This window comes from Pantoea sp. EKM20T (assembly GCF_011800485.1).
GTDB classification, from domain to species: Bacteria; Pseudomonadota; Gammaproteobacteria; order Enterobacterales; family Enterobacteriaceae; genus Pantoea; species Pantoea agglomerans.
Genome location: NZ_JAALFW010000004.1, coordinates 1 through 13,377 on the forward strand (window position 1 = coordinate 1; position 13,377 = coordinate 13,377).

Here is a 13,377-nt window from a genome sequence, read left to right on the forward strand (position 1 = left end):
TGCTGTTGTAGTGGGTAATCAGCAGCAGATTCTGGCTGAGGCTGGTACTGTTTCCATTCAGATCCGTTGCACTGACCAGAATGGTGTGGTTGCCGTCCTTGATAGTTTTCACGTCGCTGTCAGAGAGCTGAACCTGCCACTGATCCTGGTAGACGCTGCCCTGCCAGGTTCTGCCGTCAAGGGTCAGTTCAACCGGCGTGCCGGAGGGGAGATGGGCGGCGGAGCCGGTGAAGATAATGCCGTATATCCCCTCTTTGTAACTGACCGCATTGTCGCCGGTAACCGGATCAAGAGTCAGCGCCGGTAATGGAATGGCGCTGGCCTTCATAGCGTCGGAGGTGGCGGGGGCATCTGAAGCTGTTGCTGACTCAACCTGGGGCGTAAGCGTTAAGGTTGAATCAGCTTCGCTGGTCGTCGCCCTCAGGGCGACAGCTGCTCCGTTTAACGGCATGCCTGACGGGATCAGAATCTGGCTTTGGGTAGACTCTACCACTGATAACGCGGGATCTGACTCTGGACTGGCAGGGAATGGCATTGGAGATGTTGCAGAAGCTGGAGATTGCCAGACAGGTGTCAGCGTGGTGACAGTCTGAGCATCGCCGGAAACGTCTGTGCTGAACTGTGCCTCCTGAAATAAACTTCCCTGCTGGAAAAGCATTTTACTCTGCTGGCCTGCAACCTCAGTAAAGAAATTCTGATAGCGAAGCGTATCGCTCTCGTGCAGGTTAAGAATGAGATCGTCACCCTGTTTCTGAAAAGAAGAAATCTGAGAAGGTGAGCTTTGCAGCGTGATAAGAGCGGGTTCGCTCAGAATAGATTGTGATTTTCCTTCAGTGGACTGAGACAATGGGTGACCGCTTTTCAGCGATATGACCGTGGCGCGGCCCGTTCCTGAAAATGCCATGGAAATCTCCTTATATACCAGTTATTAAGTAGGCAATGCCGTTGGAAATAAAGCGACGCTTTACTTATTTCAGGCACGCAACGGCCAGCGCCAATAAAGGTGCTGAGGCAGAGCCGGCACTCAACGCATTAAACGCAATTCGTAGCAACAATAAAGGGCATAACCACAGCCAGATTAAATATTCGGTTTTGAAAACAGATTATTTCTGCTGGCAAAATAAAAAGTACCATTCTTTGCAAGAGTCCGGGCATCAGCTCAATTAACCTTTACTGACTTCAACGACGTATTGTCAGGAAAAAGTGAATAGTTGATGCTGGATAGACATAAGCTAAACTTCGTTTTCATGTCTGGCTACCAGGTAAAATCTGGAAATGTCCCCTGTTAATAGCAGATGCTTCCTGATGATTTAACTGCCCTGCTGTCTCAGTTTAGTAACGACTTCCCCATCCCTGTAAGAGCAATGATGATGCTATTGCACCATTTTAAGTGGCAGGTGGGAAATTGCATTACCGATATACGTGTCCGCTTTATGCTAAAAGCGGACACTTTAATTTAAACAGGAATAAGTCAGCGTCAATCCTTATTAATCAGGTAACGACTGAACCAGTTACTTCACCACCGGGTTCTTTTTAAGTGAAAGCATGTTCATAAACTCTTCATCCAGATGCAGGTGTTGCCGGACAAGTTCAGGTGGTGTACTGGCGAGCCACTGGTTAAGCGAAATATCGGCATAGTAATCACTTTTAAAAAGCTCAAGAAAACGCAGTGGTCCCTTACCGGTGTTTTCGATGTAGTGTCCCATAGCAAAAGGAACATATCCCACATCGCCGGCGCGGTAGTCAAAAGTCCTTGCCTGACCGGATGATGCAAAGACCCCCATCCGCCCCTCTCCTTCAAGGTAATACTGCCATTCATCATTGTTAGGATGCCAGTGCAGCTCGCGCAGTCCGCCTGGCTCAATTTCCACCAGTGCGGCAGCAATCGTTTTTGAAACCGGAAAATTGGATGAATCCGTGATCCTGACGGTTCCTCCCGGCGCGCGTACCGGATCCTGAGCCAGCATCTTGTGGGTAAAGCGGATTTTCGACTTCACCCCGCCTTTTATACTGTCTGATTCCAGGCTGCCCGGAACGTTGCCGGCAAAAATGTACTCATCATCAGGTGAAGGCAGGTGAGAAAATGAAGATACCGGAACCCTGAAGTTTTTGGCGAGAATTTCCGGGGGAATATGCCTGAACCAGTCTGACAGCAGAAAAGTGCTATCCTCATCAAAATTTCCGTCGTCAAAAGCCAGTAAAAATTCACAGCCGTCCGGACCGAGACCCTGAATCGAATGGGGAATACCGGGCGGAAAATACCATAGGTCACCTGCAGCGATATCATCAACAAACCATCCTCCGCTGGCGTCAAAAGCGGTAATCCGCGCGTTGCCATAAGTCATGTAAGCCCACTCCCCCTCTTTATGCCAGTGCAGTTCGCGAATACCTCCGGCATTGAGGCGCATGTCCACACCCGCAATCGTCGTAGATATGCCCAGCTCCCGCTGCGTCACCTGACGCGTCCAGCCACCGCTTCCCTTGCGTACGTGCGCATCACTGAAAGAAAAGTGAAGGTTTGGCAGCGTTCCGCTGTCGGTAACGGGCGGATTTACGATGTCCGGACTTTCAGCCTCACGAATAGGGTCATGTGGTCCGGGATCTCGTCCTCCGCTCCCTGCCGGAAACGTCTTTACGCCGTTGTCATGTGCCATGGCCTGACCCGCCGCAAGCGCGACCGTTCCTCCTGCCGCAAAAGCCATAAAATGTCTTCTTGTCAGTGTTTTCATATTCATCCCTCTTAATAATCTTTTTATAAACGGTATTATTTTTGTTACCGCCATAAAGTTATAAGCGGGCTGAATGCGGAGGGAAAAACAACTTTGTAACACTGTGGAAAGAGTGCATCTTTCACGCAAATAGTAAAGATAATTGAATGTATTAAGAAAGATTAATGTTGTTTAATCAACGTATAGTTATAAAGGGATTATCCTGTGCATAAGCGCACTAATCGTCAATTAATGTGGGTCTTTTTGATTTTCATTTACCCGGTGATCGGTAACTGCTGATAAGAATTTTTACGAATTGAGGGGTTTAACGAGGCCTGAGCCTTTGATCCGTGAGCTTTCACGCACGTACTCAGATAGACGAGGCGCATGTGCAGGGCCGCTCTGTTACGCCTGATTAAGCCCGAAGCATAAAGTCCACTCCTCACTCATAGCGGACATAGATAAATCCGCCCTGGATCACCTATTTCAGTCACTATCACTGGCACTGTTGAAACCGGAGATCAAAGTCACCCCCGATTTACTACGCTGGTTACAAGACAACATTCAGAAGCCGTTCAGCGTCCAAACATGCCCTTTAGTTTTTGCTTCATGCTCCGCACATAGAATGGCGTAAACTGCGACCTGATATGTGAGTCCAGACCTTTGTCGTTCTGGCCAAGGCGCATCAGATCCACCGCCTGCCCATTCGGAGAGGTATCCGCTGCGACAAGACCCGCACCACGCATCACCTCTTGCACATCACCGCTCATTTCCACCCCCACCAGATAATGCGGTTTATCATCGACTGACGGGTCGTGCATTAAAACCAGGAATGCACGGCTGACCCCGGGACATTTTGCAAACCAGGCTGATAACTCTTTCAGAAGCCTGTCCGGAACAACGGCAGGTACTCCCACTAATACCTGTGTTTCTTCCTCAACCACCCTTGTCTGCGGCAGGCGACCCGTTCCTTCCGCCAGCATGGCTTCTATTTCTTCCGGCACAAACTCCTTTCCGTAATCCGACCTGGGATTAAGAAACACACCCTCTCCCCGCGTCATTTCAAAAAAGGCTCTGGCAGGCAACTTCATGTAGTTACTTTCCTGGCTGATGGCGCGCTGCAGGGTGGCAAGCGAGCTGAATACCGGAATGACAGGCGTTCCATCCGGTTTTTCCCAGTGCTGAATCGAGATATTCTCACCCGCCTTTAGTTCGACCTCACCATCACCCGTTGCCCCTCCGGAACTACCCAGGACGTAAAGAGATGAATCTAACAGTACCCGGTAAAACTCAGGTCGTTCTGCTGGATGATCGGCCGCCAGTTTTAAAGCAGTCTCCAGTTTGATTTCCCTTTCGTCAGACATTTAACCACCTTAGGCAGGATTGGATTAGGATCAATTTAACAAGGGCTTATGAGCATAATATAGATAATTTCTACTCGCCAGATTCCTGCACGTACCGGGGGATTGCCTTTGAGGGCTCGTTATTGCGATTAAGGACATGCGTTTGAATGGGTAAATGGCAGAACAGGCACGATCTTTTCCGTTTTCCAGACGCTTCCCTTAAACTACACCGCACAGGCCTCAACTATTAAGCTTATCTGACTAACATCCTGTTCTATAAACTCGTGAGTCAGAACCGTTACCAGCGTGTTTATCAGTGTTTGTTTAAAATCATGCTCACGCTGACATGCCATACTGCTACAGAGAACGATGTAACTTCAGCTATTAAACCAGGAAAATAAGATGTTTTTACCGGATGCACGATTCACAAAAATCTTTCCTCACTTCTCATTCCAGGCATGAGTCGTCAGCTTTTTGTTTCTCTGGATGGGCCCAAGGGAACCGGTAAAACCACTCTGCTGGAGTCCATTACGCAAGTGCTAAGAGCAGATAACAGGAAGGTGATCCGACTTAGCGAGCAAAAAAGCGATCCCTTCAGGGCGGAAACAATGGCACTGGTTAACAGGCTCGCCAGAAATCCCTCCGTTGATCTTGAACAGGATATTTGTGAACGCTTTGCCGTTAGCCGTGCCTGGATTTCACAGAATGTACTCACTAAACAGCCCGGGAACTGCATTATCCTGATGGATCGCTGGTATCCGTCTGATGCCGCGTTTCGGCGGATGGTGCCCTTTGCAGAGATTTTGCAGCGAAACATTAAGCTCAATGTGCGAGCGCCAGATCTGCATGTCGGGGTGGTCACGGCACCTGAGATTTCATGGGAACGAGCCGCGGCACGATCGCGTGGGCTGGGGAGTACAGTGATTCACAGGCTGGAAGAGCATGTCGCTTGCACCAGAGCGTTCGAGCAGGAGATGACTAACCACGGCTGGTTTTTATGTCGCAATGAAGGAACCGTAGAAGAGGCAACGATGCAGGTCATTGCTGAAATCTATAAAACGCTTTGATGCCCTACAGTTATCCGTTTCAGGGGCTGATTCCTACTCGAAATTGCCAGTTAACAGCGCGACCTGTTCCGTTTCGCTCTCCCCTGCTCGCGCTTTATGAATACCGCTTTGCAGATCACTGGTTTCGGTCTTTGACACCAGCAAATAAAACACATAACAGTCGCGTTATCATCTCTTCTTCGAAAATTCGTGTCACCTTTGGTTGTTAACTCAAAAATCATCCACCTGAATTTTACTTGTCTGAAATCAACAATAATCAGATTACCGCTGGCACAGATATCCCGCTTTAACTTATAAAATTGCTTTATTTTTCAGATAAGGCACAGGGAATTGCGCTACGCATCGATACCATTTAATCACAATCAACTGGGCTGGCCTGCGGGTGAGCATTGTTTTACGCCGCAGCCCATGCTGCGAGAGGATATCACTGCCGACTGGGTTATCGTCGGCGCGGGGTTTTCAGGTGTTGCCTTTGCGCGACGCCTGGCTGAAATTAATCCCGACCTGAAAATTATCATCGTCGACGCGCACAGCACACGGGAAAGCGCATCGGCACGTAATTCCGGGTTTGTTATCGGTCTGCCTCATAATATTGGCAGTTCGACCGCTGAATTAAAAAAGGCCAACGCTTACCGTAACCTGCTTCAGGAAGGCATTCGTCAGCTGGAGCAGGTTATTTCTCAGCATCATCTTCAGTGCGACTGGGAACAGGTCGGTAAATATCACTGCCAGGCTGAACGTGGCAGTGATCGTATTTTAAAAGAGTACGCCAGCCAGCTCGATTTAATGGATGAGCCATGGCAGATGTCAGACAGCGAGGAGCTTTACCTTAAACTCGGCACGCGCTTTTACAGCAAAGGGATATACACACCTGGCTGTGTGCTGGTTAATCCGGCGCAGTTGATCTCCGGGCTAAACCACTATTTACCTGAAAATATTCAACGCTTCGATAATACGCCAGTGCTGGGGATTCGCTACGGCAGCATGGCTGAAGTGCTGACACCGTTTGGCATCATCAAAACGCCAAAGGTGATGCTGGCCACCAACGCATTATCGCCAGAGTTGCGGCCAGGACTTTCGCGTCAGGCAGCAATGGCGACCTTCGCCAGCATTACCGATCCGCTGACCGATGAACAACTGGCTACCCTGCCCCCCATGCAGAGCTGGGGGCTTACGCCGGTTAATGCGATTGCCGGTGCAACCTTCCGTTTTACCTCAGACCGCCGTTTCCTGATTCGCCAGCACGTGATACCCGCACTCAGCGGTCAGGTAAATGCCGCAGAGACCTGGCAGGCAACCCAGCTGCATCAGCGCTTATTTCATAAAGTCTATCCGACCCTCGGCAGCGTAAAGCTAACCCACACCTGGTCCGGCACCATCAGCGTTACGCGAAACAGCGCGCCTGAATGGGGCATGCTGAACAAATTTATCTGTACGGCGGGTGGCTGTAACGGCGCAGGTGTTTCAAAACAGACCGTAGCGGGCAGTCTGCTGGCAGATTACATGATGAAACAGGACAACCCGCATATCGCGGATATGCTGTCGCTGGGCAAGGCCAGTTTCATGCCGCCATCGCCGGCGCTGGATGTCGGCATAAAACTGTCACTGATGAAAGAGCGTTATCTGGGCCGTAAAGAGGTCTGATCCTCCTTTTGGTATGGGCGGGAAGCGGCATAGGCTGTTTGACGTTAATCCCCTGAACCCTGCGGCTCAGGTCACGAACCAGCCCGCAGGATAGTGTTCACAGATAAATTCCACGAAAACCTTAACCCTGATGCTCTGGAGATGGCGGGAAGTGTGCAGCACCCAGAGCTCAGTAAGATTTTCCTCCTCTCCCCAGCAGACAAGCTCTCCCTCTTCCAGCTGTTTGCTGACGAGGGATTGCGGAAGCATCGCCGCACCAGCACCCGCCAGAACGGCGTCCCGGAGCGTCAGAATGGATGACAGACGCATCAGAGGCTGTGGCGTAAAACATCGCTCTCCGTCCTGTACGGCCCAGAGCTCACCAGGCTGAAACGTTGACATCACAACTGCCGGTATTTCCGGCGGGTTATGCGGATCGCCTGTTGGCATGACAAGCGCGGGAAGCGCCACCAGCACCTGCTTATCACGGGCAAAACACCGGCCGACCAGCGAACTGTTTTTCTGTGGATTAATACGAATAGCAACGTCAAATTGCTCATCCACCAGATCGCTCATGCGATCTTCTGAAATAGCTTCAATCAGGATGTCAGGATAGCGTCGCTGAAACGCAGCCAGCAGGCCGCCAAGCGCCAGTTGCGAAAACAGCAGCGGTGCGGCGATACGCAGGGTGCCCGCAGGCTTTGTCCGCTCGTCGCGTGCTGATCGCGCGGCTTCATCAATCTCCTGTATTGGCCCGGCGGTGCGTGCCAGCAAACGTTCGCCAGCATCGGTGACCCGCAGTCGCTGGCCGCCCCGCTCAATCAGCCGCACACCAACCGCCTCTTCAAGTTCAGCCAGCCTGCGTGATAGCGTGGCTTTGGGCCTTCCGCTGGCGCGACTGGCAGCACCCAACCCTCCCCAGGCGGCAATCAGATGAAAATCTTTTAGCGCGTTAATATCCACAGGCTGTCTCATTTATGGAACAACTCGTCTCAATATTAGCGTCTATTCGTGGGAAATGGATCGGCTTATTGTTTGCTCACACCCACCCAGACATTATGGAATAAACATCATGACGATTCTTGTTACCGGCGCCACTGGCCGTGTTGGCCGCCACCTTGTCGATCAGCTTATCCACCGCGGTGCTGATTTCCGTGTTCTGACACGCGATCCGGCAAAAGCGGGCTTTGCGGACAATGTCGACGTTGTTAAAGGCGATCTGCTGGATATCGACGCCCTGCGCGCCGCCTTCAGCGGCATCAAAACGCTTTTTTTACTGAACGCGGTCGCTGCAGATGAATATACGCAGACAATCATCACGCTCAATATTGCCAGAGAGTGCGGCATTAAGCGTGTCGTCTACCTGTCGGTTTTTGGCGCAGACATTTCGGTTAACGTGCCGCATTTTGCCGTCAAATATGGTGCCGAGCGCATGCTGAAAGAGATGGGGTTTAGCGCTACTATTCTGCGCCCCACCTACTTCATCGATAATGAGGTGATGATCAAAGATGTGATCATCAACCACGGCGTTTACCCGATGCCGATCGGCATGACTGGCCTGGCAATGGTCGATACACGGGATATTGCTGAAGTGGCGGCAATTGAACTGATAAGGCGCGACCAGGCCAGCGAAGAATTACCGGTCGAAACGCTCAATCTCGTGGGGCCGGATACGCTCAACGGAGAAGAGGCAGCAGCAGCCTGGCAACAGCTTCTGGGCCGTCCGGTAATTTATGGAGGAGATAATCCGGATGTATTCGAAGCCAATATGGCGGAGTTTATGCCGCGCTGGATGGCGTATGAAATGCGGCTGATGGCTGAACGTTACGTCAGTGATGGGATGATTCCACAAGAGGGCGACCGGGAACGTCTGGTCACCCTGCCTGGCCGCCCACTGCATACCTATCGTGACTTTATTACCGCACTCGCCGGAGAGTAATCTGGATCTCTCAGGCTTAAGGACAAGCCTGTAGAGCAATGCTGCGCATGCTAACTATTACGATGCACCACTTTCAGTTGGGGAATTCAGCGGCTCATAGATTGTACTGAGCAGTATCAACAGGTACTGACACAATTTATTCTGTGAGTGCCTGTTCTTATCTTCGGCGACAGCTGCTCTCTGGCGTCTCAATTATCTCACGCCCCTATCTTATCCTTTTCAGCATCTTCACCGTAAAAGTGTGAACCCGACCACATAATAGAAAAGTTAACCGCACAAACTGTAGCAAAAGGTTAATTTTTACTTAACATTCACAATTATGAACCCTTTCTTTCCCAGGCACCTGTCATGCTCAGACCATCATCAAGTGAATGTTTTACAGTGGTAATTTCTATGATCATAGTCATTAGCTTCTTCTACCTGTGGTTCACAGCACATGAATTTTATTAATTATCACTAATCAATTCAGAAATAATCTGTATTGGCTCAATTTTTTCAAGGTTACGGAATACCTTTATGCCACGATTCACAATCAGTCAGCCCGTGATGCACCGCGTTACGTTTATTATATTATTCTCAATTTATATCTCGGTTTTTCTCAATCTCGCCTTTTACCGGCAGGCATATTCACTTATACCGCTAAATGAGCTTAAAAATATTCTTTTTTTGTTCTCCATGCCCCTTGTGGCTTTTAGCGTCATCAATATTGTGGTGACTATTGCCTCATTTCTCTGGCTGGACAGGATAACCATTGCACTATTTATCTTTGTCTCTGCCACGGCTCAGTACTTTATTCAGCACTATGGCATCATTCTTGACCGTTCAATGATCACCAACATGGTGGATACCACGCCAGCAGAAAGCATGGCGCTGCTGACGCCTAAGATGATAGTGGTAATATTTTTTACCGGCATTTTTATGGCTGTACTTGCCTTCTGGCCCGCGTTTAAAAAGTCGGTTCCGGTGTGGAAAGGAGTGCTTGAGCGCGCTTTAAGTCTGGTGATTTCTGTTGTGTTGATAGCCGTGATAGCCATGTTGTTTTATAAGGATTACGCCTCACTGTTTCGTAATAATCACGAGCTGGTGAAATCCCTGAGTCCGTCTAATTTTATTGCCGCCTCGCTCTCTTACTATAATCACCGCGAGCGGGCGAATCTTCCCCTGGTGAAAATAGGCGAAGATGCGCATCAACTCCCCCACATGCTGAACGGCCCTAAAAAAAACCTGACGATTCTGGTTGTGGGTGAAACGTCACGCGCCGCCAATTTTTCTCTGGGAGGTTATTCACGGCCAACCAATCCACTGCTGGCGGAAGATGACGTCGTCTATTTTCCTGACGTCTCCTCCTGTGGCACATCCACGGCGGTCTCCGTTCCCTGCATGTTTTCGAACATGCCGCGCAAGCACTACGATGATGCCCTGGCCAGTCATCAGGAGGGGCTACTGGATATTATTCAGCGTGCAGGGCTGAGTGTTTTATGGAATGAGAACGATGCGGGATGCAAAGGGGCCTGCGAAAGGATCCCTAATCAGGATATGACAGCCCTGAATCTTCCGGGAATGTGTATTAAAGGCGAGTGCTATGATGAGGTGCTTTTCCATGGTCTGGAGGAGTATATCAAACAGCTTCAGGGGAATGGTCTTATCGTGTTGCATACAATAGGCAGCCACGGGCCAACCTACAACCATCGTTACCCCCCGGCGTTCCGCAAATTCACGCCCACCTGTGAAACAAATCAGATTCAGGAGTGTTCTCAGGACCAGCTGATTAATACTTATGACAACACCATCCTGTATGCGGACTATATCGTCGACAAAGCGATTGAATTACTCAAAGCCCATCAGGACGAGTTTACGACAAGCCTGGTTTATCTTTCCGATCATGGTGAGTCGCTGGGAGAGAAAGGTGTCTATCTGCATGGCCTGCCCTATGCTATCGCGCCTGAAGCCCAGACTCGCGTGCCGCTGCTTATCTGGCTTTCGCCCGATTACCAGCAGCGTTATGCCGTGGACTACAAGTGCCTGAGCCAGCAAGCCACCACGCAAAAATATTCTCAGGACAACCTTTTCTCAACCATGCTGGGCATTACAGGTGTTCAGACCCGGGAATATGTCAGTTCTGACGATATAGTGGCGTCATGCAGAAATAAGTCGGGTCAAAAATGAGAGTGATAAAGCCCCGGAACGGGGCTTTAATCTGACAGGACGATATCTGAATAATCAGAAGGGCCGGGGGATAAACCGTTGGCCGTCGATTATCACAGTCAGGTTTGCTCAGAGATTTCTCTCACCTGAACGACACAGTGTGGCTATCTCATATTGATTAAAGCGAACCCGAGCCAAGCCTCACCGGCATCGTGATCGTGACAAGTCCAGCAAGGAATGCAAAACTCAGTGAAATATTCAGTCACCTTAGCCAGATCATCAACGCAGACAGATTATTCTTCCCAGGAAATTTAAACCGGCCAGTTTATGGCACGGTTATTTTCAATAATATCCTGATGAGAGGGCGCATCACCCAGCGTCGCGAAACTGGCATAAAGCTGTGGCAGCCGGGTCAGCCCTTCGCCCTTTCTGGCCAACGCCAGAGCTCGCAGCATTACGGGCGCTTCCCAGTCACAGCAGTAACAAGGTGTGCAGGGCTGCTGACGCCATGATTCAGCGATAGTCCCAGAGAACACAGGATCAAAACCGGTGTCGTTAATCAGTGACATGGCCGTCTGCACACCATCAGGATGATCTCCCGCTACGGCAACTGCCAGACGACCCCGACTTCCCTGCGGCTGGCCCAGATCGGCGAGCGAGTCGGCAAGGATGTTATTAAAAGCTTTAACCACAGGGTGCCCGATTTGCTCCTGAACCCATTCGCTTTCGGTCTGCCCATTATCCAGTGCAGTAATCGGTGCATCGCGCAGGCCAGGATAGTAGTTGCTGGTGTCGATCACCGGGACATGGGATGGAAGGTGATCGAAAAGCCCATCAGGCAGGCTGCTAAGTGCCGGCAGCGGAATGGAGAGAATCACGGCTTCAACGTCTGTAACCGCTCCCCTGATGTCTGTGGGTTCTGCATTAATTTCACCCGCGAAATCACGCACGCCATCAATTCCGCGTGAGTTAGCGATTTTTACCTTGTGCCCCGCTTCACTAAGCTTACGTGCCAGGGTACCACCGATATTACCTGTGCCAATTATGCCGATTTTCATATTTCGCTCCTGATTCTGTGTTGAAGTGAGATACCCTATATATTCACTGAATAAACAACAAGAACCGACAAAATAGTGGGTTACTAACCTGAAGGTAAGTATGGAAAGAGACTGGCGTTGTGATATTCCGGAGCAGCGACTGGTGTGGGCTAAGGCTACCACCGAAGCGCTGAAGATTATTGAAGGTAAATGGAAGACAATTATTATCTGTCAGCTTTTCGCCGCTAAAGGCCCGCTGCGCTTTTCCGAGCTGGAGCGCCGGATTGAGGGCGTAAATCAAAAAATGCTGATCCAGCAGCTTAAGCAACTGGAACAGGATGGCATCGTGACTCGCACGGTTTATCCCGAAGTCCCTCCGCGTGTTGAGTACTCGCTTACCGATCTGGGAAAAGCGCTTGGGCCATCAATGACTGCTCTGATTGACTGGGCCTTCCTGCGTCGTGAAACGCTGGGGCTTGATGGCGCCTGAAGCTCGCATTTCAACCTGGTTATACCGATGTGGCTGAGCGCAGGGCATGGCTGTTCAGGCCAAGACTGGCGTAACGAGAAAGAAACTCCAGCCGATGGTGGATTATGTCGTTTCTGGCTGGTCCCGATGATCCCGTAACAGCGCTTGCGGATAATTCGGAACCGGCCAGCCCGGTTACATCGCCATGTGCTGGGCGGATTTCAGATGCTGTTCTACAACAGGGGTATGCGCGTCGGCCAGCGCCTTCACATCCGGATCCTTTATCTTCGTCGCGTCACTCTTCAGCGTCGACAGCACCATCTTATGATCCATTATTCCGGCATTTTCCATATACATTTTGTCAAAGGCACCGCCGCTCTGCTTTTCCAGCTTATCGGCCATGGCCTTATGTTTAGCGTCTGGCGCAGTCGGTAATGTCACCTCTTTTTGCTTAGCAACCGCCTGAACTTTTGTCAGGGCACTGCCATGATCTTCGACCATCTTCTGTGCAAAGGTTTTAACTTCTACGCTTTGTGTTTTGTTCAGCGCAATTTTGGCGGCGGCAATTTCATTGATATTGGCCTGCGCCATATCCTTCAGTGCTTTTTCATCACCAGGGCTGAGCTTGTCACTCTTTACGGTCTGCGGTGTATTCCCGCCCTGCGGGGCGCTTGTCTGCGTCTCAGCCTGTACGGTGGCAGTGCTGCACAGAACGACGACGGCTGATATAGCCAGCCATCCTTTATAGCTTTTATTATTTTTCATTTTGTAATCCTGAATATTATGGGAAGACCGATATCAGAAAAGTTCTGCTCACAATTACCTGCTCCGTCTCATGAGTCGACATGGTTTCTGTCTCGCTTAAAGTACCTTACGTAGCAGAGTGATTAAGCGTTGTAGTAATGTCAGGTAATCGCAAGTATAAACAATGCATTACAGCAGCATAAAAATAACGAAAATGTATTCCGCCTCGCTTAAAGCCGAAAATTTATCTATTGTTAGCAAGGGCTTCAGCATAAAATTTATACGAAATATCAAAACATCGT

11 protein-coding genes are annotated in these 13,377 nt (G+C 50.1%); 5 read left to right on the forward strand and 6 right to left on the reverse strand.

What is annotated here, in order from left to right; genetic code table 11:
• The 3 genes from HFD94_RS08285 to HFD94_RS08295 form a co-directional block, all read right to left on the reverse strand.
• Positions 1-904, reverse strand: a 904-nt coding sequence (locus HFD94_RS08285; protein ID WP_167433006.1) for a BapA prefix-like domain-containing protein, incomplete at its 3' end; no start/stop codon positions are given.
• Between the two features lie 607 nt (positions 905-1,511).
• Positions 1,512-2,729, reverse strand: coding sequence for a cupin domain-containing protein (locus HFD94_RS08290; protein WP_029519267.1), 1,218 nt, complete (start codon positions 2,727-2,729; stop codon positions 1,512-1,514).
• A gap of 554 nt (positions 2,730-3,283) precedes the next feature.
• Complete coding sequence (locus HFD94_RS08295) at positions 3,284-4,072, reverse strand: enhanced serine sensitivity protein SseB C-terminal domain-containing protein (RefSeq protein ID WP_167433007.1); 789 nt, start codon at positions 4,070-4,072, stop codon at positions 3,284-3,286.
• A gap of 437 nt (positions 4,073-4,509) precedes the next feature.
• On the opposite strand from HFD94_RS08295, the gene HFD94_RS08300 reads away from it, so the two are divergent.
• Both HFD94_RS08300 and HFD94_RS08305 read left to right on the forward strand, forming a co-directional pair.
• Complete coding sequence (locus tag HFD94_RS08300; protein WP_064690953.1) at positions 4,510-5,118, forward strand: dTMP kinase; 609 nt, start codon at positions 4,510-4,512, stop codon at positions 5,116-5,118.
• 330 nt (positions 5,119-5,448) lie between these two features.
• Entirely contained in the window at positions 5,449-6,762 is a 1,314-nt protein-coding gene (locus HFD94_RS08305) for an FAD-binding oxidoreductase (protein WP_167433008.1), read from the forward strand.
• A gap of 66 nt (positions 6,763-6,828) precedes the next feature.
• Here HFD94_RS08305 and HFD94_RS08310 read toward each other — a convergent pair whose 3' ends face one another.
• Entirely contained in the window at positions 6,829-7,704 is an 876-nt protein-coding gene (locus tag HFD94_RS08310; protein WP_061902305.1) for a LysR family transcriptional regulator, read from the reverse strand.
• Between the two features lie 109 nt (positions 7,705-7,813).
• On the opposite strand from HFD94_RS08310, the gene HFD94_RS08315 reads away from it, so the two are divergent.
• Both HFD94_RS08315 and eptA read left to right on the forward strand, forming a co-directional pair.
• Positions 7,814-8,680, forward strand: coding sequence for an SDR family oxidoreductase (locus HFD94_RS08315; RefSeq protein WP_167433009.1), 867 nt, complete (start codon positions 7,814-7,816; stop codon positions 8,678-8,680).
• Positions 8,681-9,196: 516 nt separating this feature from the next.
• Positions 9,197-10,846 (forward strand): phosphoethanolamine transferase EptA, encoded by a 1,650-nt coding sequence (eptA, locus tag HFD94_RS08320; RefSeq protein ID WP_159226878.1) that lies wholly within the window; start codon positions 9,197-9,199, stop codon positions 10,844-10,846.
• 290 nt (positions 10,847-11,136) lie between these two features.
• Here the strand turns inward: eptA and HFD94_RS08325 are convergent, their stop codons facing one another.
• Positions 11,137-11,883, reverse strand: a complete 747-nt coding sequence (locus tag HFD94_RS08325) for an NADPH-dependent F420 reductase (RefSeq protein ID WP_045139954.1) — start codon at positions 11,881-11,883, stop codon at positions 11,137-11,139.
• 100 nt (positions 11,884-11,983) lie between these two features.
• On the opposite strand from HFD94_RS08325, the gene HFD94_RS08330 reads away from it, so the two are divergent.
• Positions 11,984-12,352, forward strand: a complete 369-nt coding sequence (locus HFD94_RS08330) for a helix-turn-helix domain-containing protein (protein ID WP_050679222.1) — start codon at positions 11,984-11,986, stop codon at positions 12,350-12,352.
• A 174-nt stretch (positions 12,353-12,526) separates the two neighbouring features.
• Here HFD94_RS08330 and HFD94_RS08335 read toward each other — a convergent pair whose 3' ends face one another.
• Positions 12,527-13,096, reverse strand: coding sequence for a DUF4142 domain-containing protein (locus HFD94_RS08335; protein WP_062759041.1), 570 nt, complete (start codon positions 13,094-13,096; stop codon positions 12,527-12,529).
• Between the last annotated feature and the right edge of the window lie 281 nt (positions 13,097-13,377).